General features: G+C 64.7%; 17 protein-coding genes and 1 pseudogene. 3 read left to right on the forward strand and 15 right to left on the reverse strand.

All coding sequences use genetic code 11. The features are described from left to right. Positions 1–3 precede the first annotated feature (3 nt). From DCO48_RS20645 to glyA, 10 genes are all read right to left on the reverse strand, one after another. Complete coding sequence (locus DCO48_RS20645) at positions 4–591, reverse strand: DUF1190 domain-containing protein (protein ID WP_116552459.1); 588 nt, start codon at positions 589–591, stop codon at positions 4–6. A 14-nt stretch (positions 592–605) separates the two neighbouring features. Continuing rightward, positions 606–1,034 carry a DUF350 domain-containing protein gene (locus DCO48_RS20650; RefSeq protein WP_116552460.1) on the reverse strand — a complete coding sequence of 143 codons (429 nt, stop codon included), beginning with the start codon at positions 1,032–1,034 and terminating at the stop codon, positions 606–608. Between the two features lie 70 nt (positions 1,035–1,104). Beyond that, the gene (locus DCO48_RS20655; RefSeq protein WP_116552461.1) at positions 1,105–1,674 is read right to left on the reverse strand and encodes a DUF2780 domain-containing protein; all 570 of its coding nucleotides are present in this window, start codon (positions 1,672–1,674) and stop codon (positions 1,105–1,107) included. A gap of 178 nt (positions 1,675–1,852) precedes the next feature. Then, positions 1,853–3,052 carry a formaldehyde dehydrogenase, glutathione-independent gene (gene fdhA / locus DCO48_RS20660; RefSeq protein ID WP_116552462.1) on the reverse strand — a complete coding sequence of 400 codons (1,200 nt, stop codon included), beginning with the start codon at positions 3,050–3,052 and terminating at the stop codon, positions 1,853–1,855. Between the two features lie 108 nt (positions 3,053–3,160). Next, entirely contained in the window at positions 3,161–4,018 is an 858-nt protein-coding gene (purU, locus tag DCO48_RS20665) for a formyltetrahydrofolate deformylase (RefSeq protein ID WP_116552463.1), read from the reverse strand. Between the two features lie 10 nt (positions 4,019–4,028). After that, a complete protein-coding gene (locus DCO48_RS20670; protein ID WP_116552464.1) occupies positions 4,029–4,661 on the reverse strand; it encodes a sarcosine oxidase subunit gamma in 633 nt (210 codons plus the stop codon). 90 nt (positions 4,662–4,751) lie between these two features. Next, complete coding sequence (locus tag DCO48_RS20675; RefSeq protein WP_116552465.1) at positions 4,752–7,769, reverse strand: sarcosine oxidase subunit alpha; 3,018 nt, start codon at positions 7,767–7,769, stop codon at positions 4,752–4,754. After that, positions 7,766–8,095 carry a sarcosine oxidase subunit delta gene (locus tag DCO48_RS20680; protein ID WP_116552466.1) on the reverse strand — a complete coding sequence of 110 codons (330 nt, stop codon included), beginning with the start codon at positions 8,093–8,095 and terminating at the stop codon, positions 7,766–7,768. Before DCO48_RS20680 ends, DCO48_RS20675 begins: the two co-directional genes overlap by 4 nt. A 14-nt stretch (positions 8,096–8,109) precedes the next feature. Beyond that, entirely contained in the window at positions 8,110–9,360 is a 1,251-nt protein-coding gene (locus tag DCO48_RS20685) for a sarcosine oxidase subunit beta family protein (protein WP_116552467.1), read from the reverse strand. 21 nt (positions 9,361–9,381) lie between these two features. Then, the gene (glyA, locus tag DCO48_RS20690) at positions 9,382–10,635 is read right to left on the reverse strand and encodes a serine hydroxymethyltransferase (RefSeq protein ID WP_116552468.1); all 1,254 of its coding nucleotides are present in this window, start codon (positions 10,633–10,635) and stop codon (positions 9,382–9,384) included. A gap of 318 nt (positions 10,636–10,953) precedes the next feature. On the opposite strand from glyA, the gene DCO48_RS20695 reads away from it, so the two are divergent. Continuing rightward, a complete protein-coding gene (locus DCO48_RS20695) occupies positions 10,954–11,994 on the forward strand; it encodes a low specificity L-threonine aldolase (protein WP_116552469.1) in 1,041 nt (346 codons plus the stop codon). Between the two features lie 49 nt (positions 11,995–12,043). Here the strand turns inward: DCO48_RS20695 and DCO48_RS23350 are convergent, their stop codons facing one another. The 4 genes and pseudogenes from DCO48_RS23350 to DCO48_RS20710 all read right to left on the reverse strand — a co-directional run bounded on the left by DCO48_RS23350 (position 12,044) and on the right by DCO48_RS20710 (position 14,667). Then, positions 12,044–12,781 carry a methyl-accepting chemotaxis protein gene (locus tag DCO48_RS23350; RefSeq protein WP_371919533.1) on the reverse strand — a complete coding sequence of 246 codons (738 nt, stop codon included), beginning with the start codon at positions 12,779–12,781 and terminating at the stop codon, positions 12,044–12,046. Positions 12,782–12,904: 123 nt separating this feature from the next. Then, positions 12,905–13,981: pseudogene (locus tag DCO48_RS23355) on the reverse strand (cache domain-containing protein); the annotation flags it as partial. 156 nt (positions 13,982–14,137) lie between these two features. Next, entirely contained in the window at positions 14,138–14,440 is a 303-nt protein-coding gene (locus DCO48_RS20705) for a cell division protein ZapA (RefSeq protein ID WP_116552471.1), read from the reverse strand. Then, positions 14,437–14,667: a hypothetical protein gene (locus tag DCO48_RS20710; RefSeq protein WP_116552472.1), complete on the reverse strand. Its 231-nt coding sequence runs from the start codon at positions 14,665–14,667 to the stop codon at positions 14,437–14,439. The genes DCO48_RS20705 and DCO48_RS20710 overlap by 4 nt, the downstream gene beginning before the upstream one ends. A 341-nt stretch (positions 14,668–15,008) precedes the next feature. Here DCO48_RS20710 and DCO48_RS20715 point away from each other — a divergent pair, with 341 nt between their 5' ends. Both DCO48_RS20715 and DCO48_RS20720 read left to right on the forward strand, forming a co-directional pair. After that, positions 15,009–16,568 (forward strand): methyl-accepting chemotaxis protein, encoded by a 1,560-nt coding sequence (locus DCO48_RS20715; RefSeq protein ID WP_371919534.1) that lies wholly within the window; start codon positions 15,009–15,011, stop codon positions 16,566–16,568. A gap of 197 nt (positions 16,569–16,765) precedes the next feature. Continuing rightward, positions 16,766–18,163: a cytosine permease gene (locus tag DCO48_RS20720; RefSeq protein ID WP_116552474.1), complete on the forward strand. Its 1,398-nt coding sequence runs from the start codon at positions 16,766–16,768 to the stop codon at positions 18,161–18,163. A 2-nt stretch (positions 18,164–18,165) separates the two neighbouring features. Here the strand turns inward: DCO48_RS20720 and gbcB are convergent, their stop codons facing one another. Continuing rightward, complete coding sequence (gene gbcB, locus DCO48_RS20725; protein WP_116552475.1) at positions 18,166–19,266, reverse strand: glycine-betaine demethylase subunit GbcB; 1,101 nt, start codon at positions 19,264–19,266, stop codon at positions 18,166–18,168. Between the last annotated feature and the right edge of the window lie 9 nt (positions 19,267–19,275).

A 19,275-nucleotide genomic window follows, 5' to 3' on the forward strand; every position in this document is an offset into this window, starting at 1 on the left:
TCCTCAGGAGCCGAAGCCGCCACGCGCCGGTGCGTTCGAGGCAAAGCCGCTGTGCTGGCCAACCCGCCAGGCCGGTGACACGCGGGTGAAACGCGCCGGCAAGACATCGGCGTGCTGGGTCACGGTGCTGGTCTGGAAGCCGCCGCGCCCGTCCCGTTCGTGATACATCGCCTCGCTCGAATAACGTGGCGGCGTATCCACATAGTCGTAGTGGGTGGCATAACTGCCACCGCCCGACGAGTTGCCCGACGCGCCGTCGCTGTCGTCGTACACCTGGCGCTCAGTGGTGATCACGAAGCCTTCGATCTGCGGCATGAACTGGTTGCCGTCGGCCTGGCAGCGCTGGAACGCCGCCTCGCAGGCCTGCAGGCTGGCGAAGCGCGGGGCGTTGGCGAAGTGGTGCTCGCGGGCGACACGCCAACTGTCGCTGCAGGCCTGGACGTCGTAGCGGCTGGCATAGCACTGGTCGATGCTGGTGTAGAGGTCGGTTCGGCTGACCACCCGGGTCGGTTCGGTGCGGGTCTGGCAATAGGCGAGCACCAGCGGCAGGCCGCCGAGGGCCGCCAGCTTCAGGGTCGTGCTGCGTTTCATGGGTTTCTCCGCTGTCAGGTCGCCGGGGTCATGCAGGCGGCATTAATCAGGCCGCTACCGATGGCGACGGCGGCCATGAGGATTGCCGAGGCGTTTTCCTCGCGCTGGATACGCGCGCCCATGCCTTGCACGGTGAGGCTGACCACGACGAAGGCGAGCAACTGCACGACGCCGGCAATCAGCGCCCAGAGCAGGAAGTCGAGCAGGGAGACGGAGTGGGAAATGGCACTGGCCAGCGGGATCGCGAAGCCAATCAGCGCACCGCCCAGCGCGATGGCGGCGGCACTGTTGCCGGCACGGATCAGGGCAAATTCGTTGTAGGGGGTCAGGCGCGTGTAGATCAGCGCGTAGAGGGCGAACAGCGCGGCGGCGCCGGCCATGTACATCATGAAACCCAGCACGGCGTCAGCTGCCAGGGACATTTTCAGTGCATCCATGAACATCGGGGAAGCGTTCCTTGCGAAAAATGGGCGGCCTATATACCGCACTCCTTTCCCGCAAGGAAGCTGGCATTTATACCGAAGGCACGGCCCCGGCGCCGCTACCCCAGATCCCGCTCAGGTTTTGCAACAGCGAGCCGCCGACGCCTTGCTGGCCAAGGTACTGCAGAATCAGCGGGGCGAACTGGCCGATCATGCCGGTGTCCATGCCCAGGGCGCTGAAGGCATTGTTCAGGTCGTTGCTGTCCTTGACGTTGCCCAGGGCGTTGCTCAGGGCCGAGGCCTGACCGCTATTGCCGAGCAGGCTGCCCAGGCCGCTGAGGCCACCGAGGGCGTTGTCGCTGGAGAGCAGATCGAGGCCGGGAACGGCTTTGCTCAGTTGCGCGTAGTCGTTACCGCTCAGCTGGTTTTTCGCCAGGCCGAGCAAGGCACCCGTGCCGCCGATGGCCTGTTCGGGGGTGATCTTGAGTTCGCTGCCGAGGCTGTTGAGCAGGTTGGCCGAGGCCGCCGGCGCCTGGACGGCAGCGCCCTGCTCTTGGTTGCCCTGCATGGCGGAGACGGCATTGGCCGCATCGCTGAGGTTGAAGGCGAACGCCGAAGTACTGGCCAGGGCCATCAGGGAAAGCAGTGCGAAACGTTTCATCGAAAGGGGCCTCGTTAGCCGGAACGGCCAGGGAAAACGAGGGTTTAGAGCGGATTTTGCTGGCGATAGTTCCGTGCACGTCGTCGGACGAGCCCCGCGCGCAGCACAGGCTACGCTACGGCAATTTGTCTGCCTGCCCGGTTTCAAGGGCGTGAAACCGGGTAGGCATTGCTCCCACTCAGGCGGCGCTGAAGGTCTTATGCGGGTCGATGACGAATTTCTTCGGCACGCCGGCATCGAACTCGCCGTAGCCTTCGGGGGCCTGGTCGAGGCTGATGACCTGCACACCGACCACTTCGGCGATGTTGATGCGGTCCCACATGATTGCCTGCATCAGTTGGCGGTTGTACTTCATCACCGGGGTCTGGCCGGTATGGAAGCTGTGCGATTTAGCCCAGCCGAGGCCGAAGCGGATGCTCAGACTGCCGATTTTGGCGGCGGCGTCGACCGCACCCGGGTCTTCGGTGACGTACAGGCCGGGGATACCGATCTTGCCGGCAACCCGCACCACGCCCATCAGCGAGTTGAGCACGGTGGCCGGGGCTTCGTGCTTGGCCCCGGCATGGCCGTGGCCACGGGCTTCGAAGCCGACCGCGTCGACCGCGCAATCGACTTCCGGCTCGCCGAGCAGGTTGGCGATCTGTTCATGCAGCGGGGTGTCCTGGGACAGGTCGGCGATCTCGAAGCCCTGGGCCTTGGCGTGGGCCAGGCGTACCGGGTTGACGTCGCCGACGATCACCACCGCAGCGCCGAGCAGGCGGGCCGAGGCAGCTGCCGCCAGGCCGACCGGACCGGCACCGGCAATGTACACCGAGCTGCCGGGGCCGACGCCGGCGGTCACGGCGCCGTGGTAGCCGGTGGGGAGGATGTCGGAGAGGCAGGTCAGGTCGCGGATCTTCTCCATGGCCTTGTCGCGGTCGGGCAGCTTCAGCAGGTTGAAGTCGGCATACGGCACCAGCACGTATTCGGCCTGGCCACCGGTCCAGTCGCCCATGTCGACGTAGCCGTAGGCACCGCCGGCACGGGCCGGGTTGACGGTGAGGCAGACGCCGGTGTGTTGTTCCTTGCAGGAGCGGCAGCGACCGCAGGCGACGTTGAAGGGTACCGAAACCAGGTCGCCGATTTTCAGGTTTTCGACGTCGCGGCCTTTTTCGATCACCTCGCCGGTGATTTCGTGCCCCAGGACCAGGCCGACCTGGGCGGTGGTGCGACCGCGGACCATGTGCTGGTCGGAGCCGCAGATATTGGTGGAGACCACTTTCAGGATCACCCCGTGCTCGATCTTGCGACCGCGCGGGTCCTGCATTTTCGGATAGTCGATCTTCTGTACTTCGACCTTGCCGCTGCCGAGATACACCACACCACGATTACCAGACATGCGTTCACCTCGCTAAAGATTGTTGTTATGTAGCGGTGCAAAGTGCGCTACGCGGGGCAGCGCTGTTGTTACTGGAATCTGTTTTGACCGTGCGGGCCTCATCGCCCGTCAGAGCACCACCGTCCTGTTGGCGTTAAGAAACACCCGCCGCTCGATGTGATAGCCCACCGCCCGCGCCAACGTCAGGCATTCGATATCGCGGCCCTTGGCAATCAGGTCTTCAGGGTAGTGACTGTGGTCCACCGCCTCCACGCCCTGGGCGATGATCGGCCCTTCGTCGAGGTCGTTGTTGATGTAGTGCGCGGTCGCCCCGACCAGTTTCACGCCCTTGTTGTAGGCCTGGTGATACGGCTTGGCGCCCTTGAACCCCGGCAGCAGCGAGTGATGGATATTGATTGCCCAGCCATCCAGTCGCCGGCACAGCTCCGGCGACAGCACCTGCATGTAGCGCGCCAGCACCACCAGCTCGGCGCCGGAGTCCTCGATCACCTGCAACACCTTGCGCTCCTGCGCCGGCTTGTCGAGCGGGTCGAGGGCAAAATGGTAGTAGGGAATCCGGTGCCAGTGCGCCAGCGGTTCCAGGTCCGGGTGGTTGGAAATCACCGCCACCACGTCCATGCCCAGCTGGCCGATGCGCTGGCGATAGAGCAGGTCGTTGAGGCAGTGATCGGCCTTCGAGACCATGATCACCACTTTCGGTCGATGGTTCGGCGCTGTCAGCTCGAAGAGCATGCCGAACGCCTCGCCGCGCTCGGCCAGGCCGGCGCGGAAGGCGCTTTCGTCGAAGGCCGAGGGCTGGCGGAATTCCACCCGGATAAAGAACCGCCCGGACAGACGATCATCGAACGAATGGTGCTCGGTGACGTAGCAGTGCTGCTCGTACAGGTAACGCGTCACCACATCGACGGTGCCGAGCAGGCTCGGGCAGTCGGCGGTGAGAATCCAGGTATCCGGGGCACGGCTCATGGCGACTCTCCTAGGCCTCGATGCTCAAACCGTATTCGGCGGCGGCATCCTGCAACCACAACCACCAGTAGTCGGCGAAGCTGCGCCGGATCAGCAGTTCCCAGGTCTCCTCGCCGCTGCGGCGGATTACCAACTGCGACTTGGCAAACGTGGTGCCGACAGCCTTGCCGAGCGGGAAGTTGTTCGGGTGCACGTCGTAGCTGGTGGACTTCATCAGCAGTTCGCGGACCTTGGCCCCGCGCAGTTCAAGCAGGGTCTGGCCGCCGCTGACGTTGACGATCTGCACGTGCAGGTCGCCGCAGGCTTCGCGCAGCTTCTGCTCGGCGGTCAGTTCCTGGCCACCGGGGACAATCAGCAACCATTCGTCGGGGCCGAGCCATTGCAGCGAGGTGTCGCCGTTGGCGACCACGGTCAGGGCCACCGGCAGTTCCAGGCCGAGGGCCTTGAACACCGCGCCGGCGAAGGCCGGATCGCGGCCATCGCCGCGCAGGGTGAGATGACCGAGGAAGGCCTTCTCGCGCAGGCTGATCCCAGCGATCTTGCGGCCTTTGCCGACCAGGCTGGGCAGGTCGGCGTGGTGCAGCGGCGACTCGGCCTTGGCGGCGTTGTCGGGGCGTTGCTGGTAGACGTTGATAGCGCTCATTTTCTTACCTGCCTTGAACTCAGAAATCTTGGGGCCCTATCCCCTGTAGGCGCTGGCTTGCCTGCGCCCACAGGGGTTTGGCATCAGCCATTAGATGTTCTGCCGATCCCCCTTCGGATCGAAGAACACCGAAGCGCAAATCTCGGCCTCGATCACGCTGCCATCGGCCTGCGGCGAGTACACCCGCTCACCCATGCGCTTGAGCCCGCCCTTGACCACCGCCAGCGCAAACGAATACCCCAGCGAGTTGCTCGCATAGCTGGAGGTGACGTGGCCGACCATGTCCATCGGAATCGCCTGCTTCGGATCGTTGACCAGCTGCGCGCCCTCCGGCAGCCACTGGCTCGGGTCCAGCGGCTTGAGCCCCACCAACTGCTTGCGGTTGTCGCGCACGCAATCTTCGCGGTTCATGCCGCGCCAGCCGATCCACGAGAACGGCTTGCTCCGGCCCACGCACCAGCCCATGTTCAGGTCGTCCGGGGTCATCGAACCGTCAGTGTCCTGGCCGACGATGATGAAGCCCTTCTCGGCACGCAACACGTGCATGGTCTCGGTGCCATACGGGGTCAGGTTGTACTGCTTGCCGGCCTCGGCGATCTTCTCCAGCACGCCCATCGCGTAGTTCGCCTGGATGTTCACCTCGTAGGAAAGCTCGCCAGTGAAGGAGATCCGGAACACCCGTGCCGGCACGCCGCCCACCAGCCCTTCCTTCCAGCTCATGAACGGGAAGGCGTCCTTGTCCAGGTCGATGTCGGTGACCTCGCCGAGCAGCTTGCGGCTGTTCGGGCCGGACAGGGTCAGGGTCGCCCAGTGGTCGGTCACCGAGGTGAAGTACACCTTCAGGTCCGGCCATTCGGTCTGCTGGTAGATCTCCAGCCACTGCAGTACGCGTGCCGCGCCACCGGTGGTGGTGGTCATGAGGAAATGGTTGTCGCCCAGGCAGGCCGTGACGCCATCGTCGAAGACCATGCCGTCTTCCTTGCACATCAGCCCGTAACGCGCCTTGCCCACATCGAGCTTGGTCCAGGCGTTGGTGTAGATGCGGTTGAGGAACTCGCGTGCGTCCGGGCCCTGGATATCGATCTTGCCCAGGGTCGAGGCGTCGAGCAGGCCGACGCTGTCGCGCACCGCCTGGCACTCGCGGGCCACGGCGGCATGGAGGTCTTCACCGGCCTTGGGGAAGTACCACGGGCGTTTCCACTGGCCGACGTCTTCGAACAGCGCACCGTTCTTCACATGCCAGGCATGCAGTGCGGTGAAGCGCACCGGCTCGAACAGGTGCCCGCAATGCCGACCCGCCACCGCGCCGAAGGTGACCGGCGTGTAGTTGGGGCGGAACATGGTGGTCCCCATCTCCGGGATGGTGATACCCAGCGAACGGGCGGCAATCGCCAAGCCGTTGATGTTGCCCAGCTTGCCCTGGTCGGTGCCGAAGCCCAGCGCGGTGTAGCGTTTAACGTGCTCGACCGACTCGAAGCCCTCGCGGGTCGCCAGCTCGATGGCGGCGGCGGTGACGTCGTTTTGCTGGTCGACGAACTGTTTCGGCGCCCGTGCGGTGTTGCGGTCGTGCGGAACCTGGAACAGCGCCAGGGTGGCTTCTTCCTGGCGCACCAGAGCCTTGGGCAGCACGCCTTCGACTGCCTTGAAGCCGGCCTCGGTGGCCGCGCGCACGCCGCCTTCGAAGCCATCGGCCAACACATCGCCGAGGGCGAACACACCATTGATGCCGCCCACGCACACACGCTTCTGGGGCGCCTCGCCCGGCACAAAGCCGAGAATGTCTTCCCGCCAGATCGGCTTGCCGCCCAGGTGCGAAGCCAGGTGCACCACCGGGCTGTAGCCGCCGGACGTGGCCACCAGGTCGCAGTCCAGCCACTCGCCGGGGCTGGTGACCTTGTGCGCCTTGACGTCGATGGCCGCGACCCGCGCGGCCGTCACGTGCTTGCTGCCACGGCTCTCGATCACCGCGCTGGAGGTGAGGATGCGCATACCCTTGGCCCGCGCTTCTTCCACCAGCGAACCACGCGGGTTGTGCCGCGCGTCGGCGATAGCGACCACCTGCAGGCCGGCGTCGTGCCAGTCCAGCGCCACGCGGTAGGCGTGGTCGTTGTTGGTCGACAGCACCAGCTTGCGTCCCGGTGCCACGCCGTAGCGACGCACATAGGTGGACACGGCGCCAGCCAGCATGTTGCCCGGCACATCGTTGTTGCCATACACCAGCGGCCGCTCATGGGCGCCGGTAGCCAGCACCACACGCTTGGCGCGCACCCGGTGCATGCGCTGACGCACACTGCCGATCGGCGCCCGATCGCCGAGGTGGTCGGTGCGGCGCTCGTGAATGGTCAGGAAGTTGTGGTCGTGGTAGCCGTTGACCGTGGCGCGCGGCAGCAACAGCACTTCCGGCAGCGCGTTGAGCTCGGCAACGGCAGCGGCGACCCAGTCGGCGGCCGGCTTGCCATCAAGGCTTTCGCGGCTGTCGAGCAGGCTGCCGCCGAACTCTTCCTGCTCGTCGGCGACGATCACCCGTGCACCGCTGCGCCCGGCAGCCAGTGCCGCCGCCAGCCCGGCCGGGCCGGCGCCGACCACCAGCACATCGCAATGGTGGCTCATGTAGTCATAGCTGTCGGGGTCGTTTTCCAGCGGCGCGCGGCCCAGGCCAGCGGCTTTGCGGATGTACTTCTCGTAGGTCATCCAGAACGACTGCGGGTACATGAAGGTCTTGTAGTAGAAACCCGGCGGCATCAGCTTGCCGCCGACCTTGCCGAGAATCCCCATCATGTCGGTGTTCACGCTCGGCCAGCCGTTGGTGCTGGTGGCCACCAGGCCGGAATACAGTGCCTGCTGGGTAGCGCGCACGTTCGGCACCTGGGTGGCTTCGCTGGCGCCGATCTGCAGGATCGCGTTCGGCTCTTCGGCACCTGCGGCGATGATCCCGCGCGGCCGCGAATACTTGAAGCTGCGCCCGACGATGTCCACGCCGTTGGCCAGCAGGGCCGCGGCGAGGGTGTCGCCGGCATAGCCCTGGTAGCTCTGGCCGTTGAAGGTGAAACTCAATACCTTGCTGCGGTCGATACGACCGCCATTGGACAGGCGATAGACCTGGCTCATACCTTTTCTCCCTGACCACTGACAGCCAACTGCGCGGATGTGCCCTTGCCGGTGACCTGCGGCTTGCTACCGATCGGGTAGGTTTCGAGAATCTCGTAGGTCAGCGTGTCGCGGGTGGCGTTGAAGTACTGGCGGCAACCGGCGGCGTGAATCCACAGTTCATGGTGCAGGCCGCGCGGGTTGTCGCGGAAAAACATATAGTCGCCCCACTCCTCGTCGGAGCAGGCGTTCGGGTCCAGCGGGCGCGGAATGTGCGCCTGGCCGGCGGCGTGGAATTCTTCCTCGGAGCGCAGCTCGCCGCAGTGGGGACAGAAGATGTGCAACATGGGGATTTCTCCTGTTAGTGGGCGACAGCGGCAGCGCCGTGTTCGTCGATCAGGGCGCCGTTATGGAAACGGTCGATGGAAAACGGCTTGGCCAGCGCGTGCATCTCGCCCTTGGCCAGGCTGGCAGCAAAGACGTTGCCCGAGCCCGGGGTGGCCTTGAAGCCGCCAGTGCCCCAGCCGCAGTTGAAGAACAGGTTCTGCACCGGAGTTTTCGAGATGATCGGGCAGGCGTCCGGGGTGGTGTCGACAATGCCGCCCCACTGGCGGTTCATGCGCACCCGCGAGAGGATCGGGAACATTTCGACGATGGCCTGCAAGGTGTGCTCAATCACCGGGTACGAGCCGCGTTGGCCGTAGCCGACCCAGCCGTCAATCCCGGCACCAATCACCAGGTCGCCCTTGTCCGACTGGCTGATGTAGCCGTGCACAGCGTTGGACATGATCACGCTATCGATGATCGGCTTGAGCGGCTCGGACACCAGTGCCTGCAACGGGTGCGATTCGATCGGCAGGCGGAACCCGGCCAGCTTGGCCATGTGCCCGGAGTTGCCGGCAGTCACCACCCCGACGCGCTTGGCGCCAATGAAACCCTTGTTGGTTTCCACCCCGATTACCGCGCCGTTTTCCTTGCGAAAGCCGATCACTTCAGTCTGCTGGATCAGGTCCACGCCGAGGGCGTCGGCGGCACGCGCGAAGCCCCAGGCCACGGCATCGTGGCGGGCAACCCCGCCGCGCCGTTGCACAGTGGCACCGAGAATCGGGTAACGGGTGTTTTTCGAGCAGTCCAGGTAGGGAATTTCGTCCGCCACCTGCTGGCTGTTGAGCAGTTCGCCGTCGACGCCATTGAGGCGGTTGGCGCTGACCCGGCGCTCGGAGTCGCGCATGTCCTGCAAGGTGTGGCAGAGGTTGTAGACGCCGCGCTGGGAGAACATCACGTTGTAGTTGATGTCCTGCGACAGCCCTTCCCAGAGTTTCATCGCATGCTCGTAGAGGTGCGCCGACTCGTCCCAGAGGTAGTTGGAACGGACGATGGTGGTGTTGCGCGCGGTGTTGCCGCCGCCCAGCCAACCTTTCTCGACCACCGCGACGTTGGTGATGCCGTGTTCCTTGGCCAGGTAGTAGGCGGTGGCCAGGCCATGCCCGCCACCGCCGACGATGACCACGTCATAGACCTTCTTCGGGGTCGGCGTGCGCCACATGCGCTGCCAGTTCTCGTGGTGGCTCAGCGAGTGCTTGAAAAGGCCGAAGCCCGAGTAGCGTTGCATAGTCAGTTACTCCTCAACCACTCAGCGGTAAACCGGGAAATCTGCACAGAGTGCCGACACGTTCTTCGCCACATTGGCCTCGACATCGGCATCGCCGAGGTTGTCGAGGATGTCGCAGATCCAGCCGGCCAGCGCTTCGCACTGGGCGACCTTGAAGCCACGGCTGGTCACCGCCGGGGTGCCGATGCGCAGGCCGGAGGTGACGAACGGCGACTGTGGGTCGTTGGGCACAGCGTTCTTGTTGACGGTGATATGGGCGCGGCCGAGGGCGGCGTCGGCGTCTTTGCCGGTCAGGCCCTGGCGGATCAGGCTGACCAGGAACAGGTGGTTGTCGGTGCCGCCCGAGACCACGTCGTAGCCCCGCGCGATAAACACCCGGGCCATGGCCTGGGCGTTGTCGATCACCTGTTGCTGGTAGCTCTTGAAGCCGGGTTCGAGCGCTTCCTTGAAGCACACCGCCTTGGCGGCGATCACGTGCATCAGCGGCCCGCCCTGGGCGCCGGGGAACACCGAGGCGTTGAGCTTCTTCTCGATCTCCTCGTTGTGCCGCGCCAGGATCAGGCCGCCGCGCGGGCCGCGCAGGGTCTTGTGGGTGGTGGTGGTGACCACGTCGGCGTAGGGCAGCGGGTTCGGGTAGAGACCGGCGGCAACCAGCCCGGCAACGTGTGCCATGTCGACGAACAGCAGCGCGCCGACCTTGTCGGCAATGGCGCGGAAGCGTGGGAAATCGAGGGTTTTCGAGTAGGCCGAGAAGCCGGCGACGATCATTTTCGGCTTGTTTTCGACGGCCAGGCGCTCCACCTCGTCGTAGTCGATCAGCCCGGTGTTGGTGTCGATGCCGTACTGCACGGCGTTGTACAGCTTGCCCGAGGACGACACCTTGGCGCCGTGGGTCAGGTGGCCGCCGTGGGCCAGGCTCATGCCGAGGAGGGTATCGCCGGGCTGGATCAGCGCCAGGTACACGGCGCTGTTGGCCGAGGAGCCGGAATGCGGCTGGACGTTGGCGTAGTCGGCACCGAACAGTTGCTTGGCGCGGTCGATGGCCAGTTGCTCGACCTTGTCGACGTGCTCGCAGCCGCCATAGTAGCGCTTGCCAGGGTAGCCTTCGGCGTACTTGTTGGTCAGCCCGCTGCCCTGGGCCTGCATGACACGTTTGCTGGTGTAGTTTTCCGAGGCGATCAGCTCGATGTGATCTTCCTGGCGTTGCTCTTCGGCGTTGATGGCCGCCAGCAGTGCATCGTCGTAACCCTGGATCTGGTCTTGCTTGCTGAACATCGCATCTCTCCCGGCAGCGGCATGTGTGCTATTGGAGTCGATGGTATGACCGGACCAGACGGCTCAAATGCCTACGGGCGCCACGCAAAGGTGCGTTTACGACATTGCCGCCTATGGGAACAATTGACCGCTTAAGACCTACCCCCCTGTGGGAGCGGGCTAGTCCCGCGATGGCGTCGCCACTGATACACCGCAGTGAATTCATCGCGGGACCAGCCCGCGCCCACAAAAGCCCCGTCTCTTCCTCGTTTCGGGGCCTTGTGGGTTCAGCCTCAGCGCCTTTACAGTGCTCCCCTGCGTCGTTCACAGGACAGTGTCATGACAGAGCAAACCCAGCAATTCGCCAGCGACAACTATTCCGGTATCTGCCCAGAGGCCTGGGCTGCCATGGAGCAGGCCAACCACGGCCACGACCGCGCCTACGGCGACGACCAATGGACGGCCCGCGCCTCCGAGTACTTCCGCAAACTGTTCGAGACCGACTGCGAAGTGTTCTTCGCCTTCAACGGCACCGCGGCCAACTCCCTGGCCCTGTCGTCGCTGTGCCAGAGCTATCACAGCGTGATCTGCTCGGAAACCGCGCACGTCGAGACCGACGAATGCGGCGCGCCGGAGTTCTTCTCCAACGGCTCCAAGCTGCTCACCGCGCGCAGCGAAAACGGCAAGCTGACCCCCGAATCGATCCGTGAAGTGGCGCTCAAGCGCCAGGACATCCACTACCCGAAACCGCGCGTGGTCACCATCACCCAGGCCACCGAGGTCGGCAGCGTGTACCGCCCGGAAGAACTCAAGGCGATCAGCGCCACCTGCAAGGAGCTGGGCCTGAACCTGCACATGGACGGCGCGCGGTTCAGCAACGCCTGCGCGTTCCTCGGCTGCAGCCCGGCCGAGCTGACCTGGAAGGCCGGGGTCGATGTGCTGTGCTTTGGCGGCACCAAGAACGGCATGGCGGTGGGCGAGGCGATCCTGTTCTTCAACCGCAAGCTGGCCGAAGACTTCGACTACCGCTGCAAGCAGGCCGGGCAACTGGCGTCGAAGATGCGTTTCCTCTCGGCGCCGTGGGTCGGCTTGCTGGAAGATGGCGCCTGGTTGCGCCATGCCCAGCACGCCAACCAGTGCGCGCAGCTGTTGAGCGGGCTGGTGGCGGACATTCCGGGGGTGCGCCTGATGTTCCCGGTGGAAGCCAACGGGGTGTTCCTGCAGATGCCGGAACCGGCACTGGAAAAGCTGCGTGAAAAGGGCTGGCGTTTCTACACCTTCATCGGCAGCGGCGGTGCGCGCTTCATGTGCTCGTGGGACACCGAAGAGGCGCGGGTGCGCGCGTTGGCGGCGGATATTCGCGCGGTGGTGACTGGCTGAGGGCCCCATCGCGGGACCAGGCTGCTCCCGCGATGAATCCCCCGCTGGCCTAGAGCCTGAACCCACCCATCTGCCGCGCCAGGTCCTGTGCCAGGCCATTCAAGGTCCGGCAATCCTCGCGGCAGGCCTCCACCTCGCCCGCCGTCTGCCGCGCCAGATCGGAAATCCCCTGCACATTGCGGTTGATCTCCTCGGTCACCGCCGACTGCTCCTCGGTCGCCGTCGCCACCTGCAGGTTCATGTCGCTGATACGCTCCACCTGCCCGGTAATAGTGGTCAACGACGCCCCGGTGCGCTGGCTCGATTCCACCCCGGTACCGGTCGCCGCCTGCCCGGCATGCATCGACGCCACCGCATTGCCGGTGCCCTGCTTGAGGCGCTGAATCATCTGCTGAATCTCATCGGTCGACACCTGCGTGCGCTGCGCCAGGGTCCGCACCTCATCGGCCACCACCGCAAAGCCACGGCCCATATCGCCGGCCCGCGCCGCCTCGATGGCCGCGTTCAGCGCCAGCAGGTTGGTCTGCTCGGAAATACTGCGGATCACCGCCAGCACCTCGTCGATCGACGCCACCTCCTCGGCCAGCTCGCTCACCGCCGTAGCCGCCGTGCCGATCTCGCCGGACATGCCCTCGATATGTGCAATCGAGCGCTGCACCACCTCGCGCGCCTGCATCGCCTCATCCCGCGCCGTCTGCGAGGCATGCGCGGCATTCCCGGCGTTCTGCGCGATGTCCTGCACGGTCAGGCCCATCTGGTGCACTGCAGTGGCCACCATCTCGGTCATCTCCTGCTGGCGCGACGAACGCTGCGCGGTGTTCTCCACCACCTGGGTCACCTGGGTGACCGACTGGCGCAGATCCTCGGTGGTGCGCAGCACCTCGCCGATCAGGTCGCGCTGGCTGTCGAGGAAGCGGTTGAAGCCGCGCGCCAGGTCGCCCAGCTCGTCGGCCCGCGAATCGTCCAGGCGCCGGGTCAGGTCGCCACCGCCACTGCCAATCGCCACCAGCGCATCGGTGACCTGGCGAATCGGCCGCACGATACCGCGCGCCAGCCACACCACCAGCAGCAACGACAGCAGCGCCACCGAGCCACCGATCAGGCTGGTCAGCCACACGGTTTCGCGTACTTCGGCATAGATCTGCGCTTCCGGCACTTCGGCCACCAGCGTCCAGCCCAGGTCGCGCAGCGGCATGCTCAGGGCCAGGAAGCCTTCGCCATCACGTTCGAAACGGCTGCTGTGCAGGCCTTCGGTGCTGGCCAGGGCGGCTTGCGCCGCCGCCGTGCCGATCTGCTCGGCGAGCTGGCGCTTGCCACTGAATTCGGCTTGCGGATGCACCTGGATAGTGCCGTCAGCGCGCACCAGGAAGACCCGCCCGCGCTCGCCGAAACTGAAATTGTGGATAACTTCCGAGAGCTCGGTCATACGCAGACCAAGCCCGGCAACCCCCACCAGCTTGCCGTCTTTTTCCAGCCGGTAGTCGATGAACAGCGCCAGCTCGCCAGTGCTGCCATCAATGTCGATGTTCAACAGGCGCGGCTTGCCACTGTCGATGAAGCCATAGAACCACTTGTCCGCCGGGTTGCTGCGGCTCAGGGTGCGGTCCAGGCCCTTCTCGTTGTAGTAGTGGTTGGTGGCGGTAATCGCCAGCACCGAGGTAAAGGCCTGGTTCTGCGCCCGCACCGCCTCCAGGTATTCGACAAACTGCGCGGCCTGCGCACTGTCTTCGCCAGCTGCCACCCAGTCACGCAACAAGGTATTGCGGGCGATGTCGGCCGCAGCCGTGAGCGGACGTACCATCATCCGCTCGATATCGTTACGAATTGCCTCAATGCTCGCCGGCAGCGCCGACTCCACCAGGTAACGTTCGGTCAGCCGATTGACCGCCACCGTGTAGATGCCCACCACGATCAAAACGCTCACCAAGAGCGCTGCGCCCATGCTGGTGATCAATTGCCACTGGATACTGCGCCGCCAGAACTGCATGGATCTTCCCCTGATAAATAAAGCGTGTCCTGCAACTGTCGCGCCAATTGTATACAGTTACAAATACAATATTTCCAGTGATCCACAACAAAGCCGCTCGCCGTCCCTGAGGGCGACGAGCAGGCAAGAGAGAGAAAAACGATTACGCGGCGGCGATCAGGTGTTGCTGATGGTCCGGGCGATCACGTCGACCGTGGCGCTGACTTGCTCTTGATAACGGTCGAGGGCTTCCTGATGGGCCTGCTGCAGTTCGATCTGCTGCGAGCACAGGTTCAGGGCTGCCAGCACCAGTAACTTGTCGCCGATCAGCGACGGGTACTTGCGCTTGGTGTCGGCCAGGGAGGCCTTGAGCATCTGCACCGCGTGCGCCAGGGTCTGTTCCTGACCTTCGGGTGCCTTGATCGAATAGTCGTTGCCCATGATCGACACGACATTGATCGATTGCGCGGTGGTTTTCATGCGTTAACGGTACCGCCACCGGCACGTTCAACCAGCGCCTGAATACGTGCGGCGGTAGCGCCGTGCTTTTCTTCCTGCTCCATCAGGCTCAATTGCAGGCTTTCGTTTTCGTCCTTGGCCAGCGCCAGCTCGCTGCCCAGTTGCGCGTTGCGCTCGGTGAGTTCCTGGTTCTTCTGCACCAGGTCGCCGACCAGTTGTTCCAGTTGACTGAGGGAAGTTTCCAACATGATTGCCTTCTCACGGTTTTTCAGGGGGCGCACACGATAAAGAAAACTCGCCGTGCTCGCCAGGGATATCGGGTTAGAGACCTCGGCTCGGTGCACATTGACCCAGCGATGACGGTCCGGTTCCGGCAGCGGCCGACCACTCGGCGGAAATACGGAGAGCCGCCGCACAAAATCGCTTCAGCCCATTCAAGTGTTGCCGCTTGTGTCCGATAGGCCTAATAGCCCCCTTCTGTGCGCATGGATCGCGTCCCTACTTCCTCTGTCTGGATTCGACCATGTCCCTACGCAACATGAACATTGCGCCGCGCGCGCTCCTCGGCTTCGCACTGATCGGCGCGCTGATGCTGGCACTCGGTGTGTTTGCCCTGAACCAGATGGGCAAGATCCGTAAGGCCGGCGAGGCGATCGAGCAGATCAGCGTGCCGAGCATCACCAACCTCGACCAGATCACCCAACTCACCCTGCGCCTGCGCACCCTGCATTACCGTCTGGTGATGAACCGCGACGCCAGCGCCCAGCAGGACACCTTCCGCCTGCTCGACCAGCGCAACGCGCAGATCGACGAGGCCCGTCGTGCCTATGAGCCACTGATCGAGGGCGCCGAAGAACGCGGTGCCTATAACCAGTACCTGCAACTGCTCAGCCAGTACCGCCAGTTCGAAGGGCAGATGCGCAGCCTGTCGCAAAGCAACGACCTCGACGGCCTGCGTAACATGATCAACCGCGACCTGCTGGCCAATACCGACCAGATCAACGCGGTGATGGACAACCTGGTCAAGATCAATGCCGAGCAGACCACCAAGACCAACAAGGCGGCCGCCGAGCAGTACGACAATGCCTTCACCCTGGTGGTCGGCCTGTTGCTGGCAGCCACCGCGCTGACCTTCCTCTGTGCCGTGCTGCTGACCCGCAGCATCGTCAAGCCGATCGACGAGGCGCTGCATGCGGCCGAGGAAATCGCCGAGGGCAACCTGACCCAGCCGATTTACGTCGAGGGCAGCGATGAAGCGGCGCGTCTACTGCAGGCCATGGCCAAGATGCAGAACAAGCTGCGCGACACCTTGCAACTGATCGCTGGCTCCGCCACCCAGCTGGCCTCGGCGGCCGAAGAGCTGAACAGCGTCACCGACGAAAGCGCCCGCGGCCTGCAACAACAGAACAACGAGATCGAGCAGGCCGCGACCGCCGTGACCGAGATGACCAGTGCCGTGGAAGAAGTGGCACGCAATGCGGTGAGCACCTCCGAGGCGTCGAAGGAAGCCACGCGCTCGGCCGGCGATGGCCGTGATCTGGTGCTGGAGACGGTCAGCGCCATCGAGCGGATGAGCACCGATGTACAGAGTACGGCGACGCTGATCGGCAACCTGGCGGAAGAGTCGCGCGATATCGGCAAGGTACTGGATGTGATTCGCGGGCTGGCCGACCAGACCAACCTGCTGGCGCTGAACGCGGCGATTGAAGCGGCGCGGGCCGGTGAGGCCGGTCGCGGGTTTGCCGTGGTGGCCGACGAGGTACGGGCGCTGGCGCATCGTACGCAGCAGTCGACCAGCGAGATCGAACGGATGATCGGCAGTATCCAGGGCGGCACCGAACAGGCGGTGAACTCGATGCGCAACAGCACCGAGCGCGCCGAGTCGACCCTGAATATCGCGCGGGGCGCGGGGCTGGCGCTGGATACGATTACCGGTGCGGTGGCCGAGATCAACGAGCGCAACCTGGTGATCGCCAGTGCTGCCGAAGAGCAGGCGCAGGTGGCCCGCGAGGTTGACCGCAACCTGGTGAACATCAACGACCTGTCGGTACAGTCGGCGACGGGCGCGCACCAGACCAGTGCGGCGAGTAACGAATTGTCGCGCTTGGCGGTAGACCTGAACGGGTTGGTGGCGCGCTTCCGGGTCTAACTGAGCGGCTCGGTCTCCTGTAGGCGCTGGCTTGCCTGCGCCTACAGCGACCGCGTTGTTCTGAAGAGAGAAATATCTGACACCCCCTAATAGCTTTTCCCTCTGAAAAACCAGCCGCTTGGACTAGCAGTTCTACCAGTTGCCCGCGCACTATCGCTGCCGAACAATGCCTTCTCCATTGTTGACTCGGGAACTTCATGAACAACAAGGTCGCCCCCACCCCACCGCCCGGCCTGCACATCGAAACCCGCTGCATCGAGCAGATCCCGCTCGACGAGCGTCATGGCAAGGCCTGGCACCTGGCACCTTTCTGGTTCACCGGCAACTCCGTCCTCACCACCCTGGTCGCCGGCTTCGTCGGCCCTGCCATGGGCCTGGGCGTGCGGCACTCGATCATCGCGATCCTCATCGGCGTCGGCCTCGGCACCCTGTGCCTGGCCCTGCACGCCAATCAAGGCCCACGCCTGGGCCTGCCGCAAATGATTCAGTCGCGGACCCAGTTCGGCCGTCGCGGGGCCACCCTGCCGCTACTCGCCGCGATCTTCGTGTACCTGGGCCTGAACGTGTTCAACACCGTGCTTGCCACCGACGCCATCAGCAGCCTGCTCCCCGGCCCCGACGCCCGCTGGTTCGCCGTGCTGCTGGGTGCCGCGATGCTCATGGCGATGGCCGGTCACGACCTGCTGCTCAGCGTACAACGCTGGCTCACCTACCTGCTGATCGGCGTGTTCGGCGTGCTCAGCCTGGCCGCCCTGCTGCTGCTCGAAGCCGATACCGCGCAGCGCTCGATTGCGTTCTACTGGCCCGCCTTCTTCGTGCAGCTGGCCGCCGCCGCCGGCTACCAGCTCGGCTACACCGTCTACGCGTCGGACTATTCGCGCTACCTGCCGGCCAGCACCCCGGCGCGCAGCGTTATCGTCTGGACCTTCCTCGGCGCCGCCGGCGCCGCCTGCTGGCTGATGTCGCTGGGGGCGCTGCTGGCCTCGGCGATCCATGGCCCCGACGCCATCGCCAGCCTGCAGCAGCTCGGCAACCGCTTCCTGCCCGGCTTCGGCTCGTTCGCTGTGCTCGCCTCGGTGCCGGCACTGGTCGGGATCATGGCGCTCAACTGCTACGGCGCCGCGCTCGCCGGGATCAGCGCGCTCAGCGGCTTCATTGCGCTGCAACCCGGCCTGCGTGCACGCCTGGTCGGCATCGCCCTGGCCGCGCTGTGCAGCTATGGCATCAGCCTCTGGCTGCCCACCGGCTACCTGGACAGCTTCAACGCCTTCCTGCTGCTGATGCTGTACTTCCTCATCCCGTGGAGCGCGATCAACCTCACCGACTTCTACCTGCTGCGCCGGCACAGCCCGACGCCCGAGCGCAACTGGGCCTGGCCGGGCCTGCTGGCGTATCTGGGGGGATGGCTGGGGATGCTGCCGTTCCTGTCGCTGGGCCTCTACGAAGGCGCCATGGTCGAGGTGCTGGACGGCGCCGATATCGCCTTTCTGGTCGGCTTTGCCGTGTCGGCGCTGCTCTATGCCGCGCTGATGCGCCTGGACGCGGGCTGGCGCGTGCCGGCCAGCCCGGCCCGGCACGACAGTTTCCACCGCTAGGCTCAGTACTCGATACGCACGTCGCCCTTGGGCACGCTGCAGCAGGACAGGATGTAGCCCTCGGCCACGTCGTCGTCGGTGATCCCGCCGTTATGCTCCATCTCCACTTCGCCGCCCAGCTTGAGCACCTTGCAGGTGCCACAGATGCCCATGCCGCAGGCCTTGGGAATCATCAGCCCGGCCTTGGCGGCAGCGGCGTGCACGGTTTCCCCCGGCACCACATGGATACTCTTGCCGCTGCTGACAAACTCGACCTGGAACTGATCCGAAACAGCCACCTCGGCCGCTTCCGCTGCCTGCTCGGCATGTTCGACGGCGTCGGCCTTGACCTCGGCCGGGGTCGCGCCGAACGACTCCTCGTGATAGCGACTCATGTCATAGCCGGAGCCTTCGAGCATGCGTTTGACCGCGTTCATGTACGGCGTCGGCCCGCAGCAGAAGATTTCCCGCTCCAGGTAATCCGGGGCAATCAGCTCCATCAGTTTCTGGTTCAGGTAGCCGCGATACCCAGCCCAGGGCTCGCCAAGGCCGTGCTTCTCGCAGATGAGGTGCAGGCTGAAGTTATCGATCCGCGAGGCCATGTGCTCCAGCTCGCGGTGGTAAATGATGTCCTTGGGCGAGCGTGCGCTGTGCACGAAGACCATGTCGACATTGCCGTTGGTGTCATAGAACCAGCGCGCCATCGACATCACCGGGGTAATGCCGACGCCGCCGCTGAGGTAGAGCACTTTCGGGCTGGGGAAGTCGATGGCGTTGAACAACCCGACCGGGCCGTGCACCGCCAGCTCCTGGCCTTCGTGCAGGGTGTCGTGCAGCCAGTTGGACACCTTGCCGCCGGGCACCCGCTTGATGGTCACCGAGAAGCTGTAAGGCACCGAGGGCGAGCTGGAAATGGTGTAGGAGCGCATGATCGGCTGGCCTTCGATTTCCAGCTCCAGGGTGACGAACTGCCCAGGCTTGAAGAAGAACAGGATCGGCTGATCGGCCATGAAACAGAAGGTGCGCACGTCCCAGGTTTCCTGGATCACCTTGACGCAACGGACGATGTGGCGACCGTTGGCCCAGGTCTGGGTGGTCACCGGATTGAGGAACGGATTGGACATGCTCGTCTC

Source organism: Pseudomonas sp. SDI (assembly GCF_003105155.1).
In the GTDB taxonomy this organism is placed as follows: domain Bacteria; phylum Pseudomonadota; class Gammaproteobacteria; order Pseudomonadales; family Pseudomonadaceae; genus Aquipseudomonas.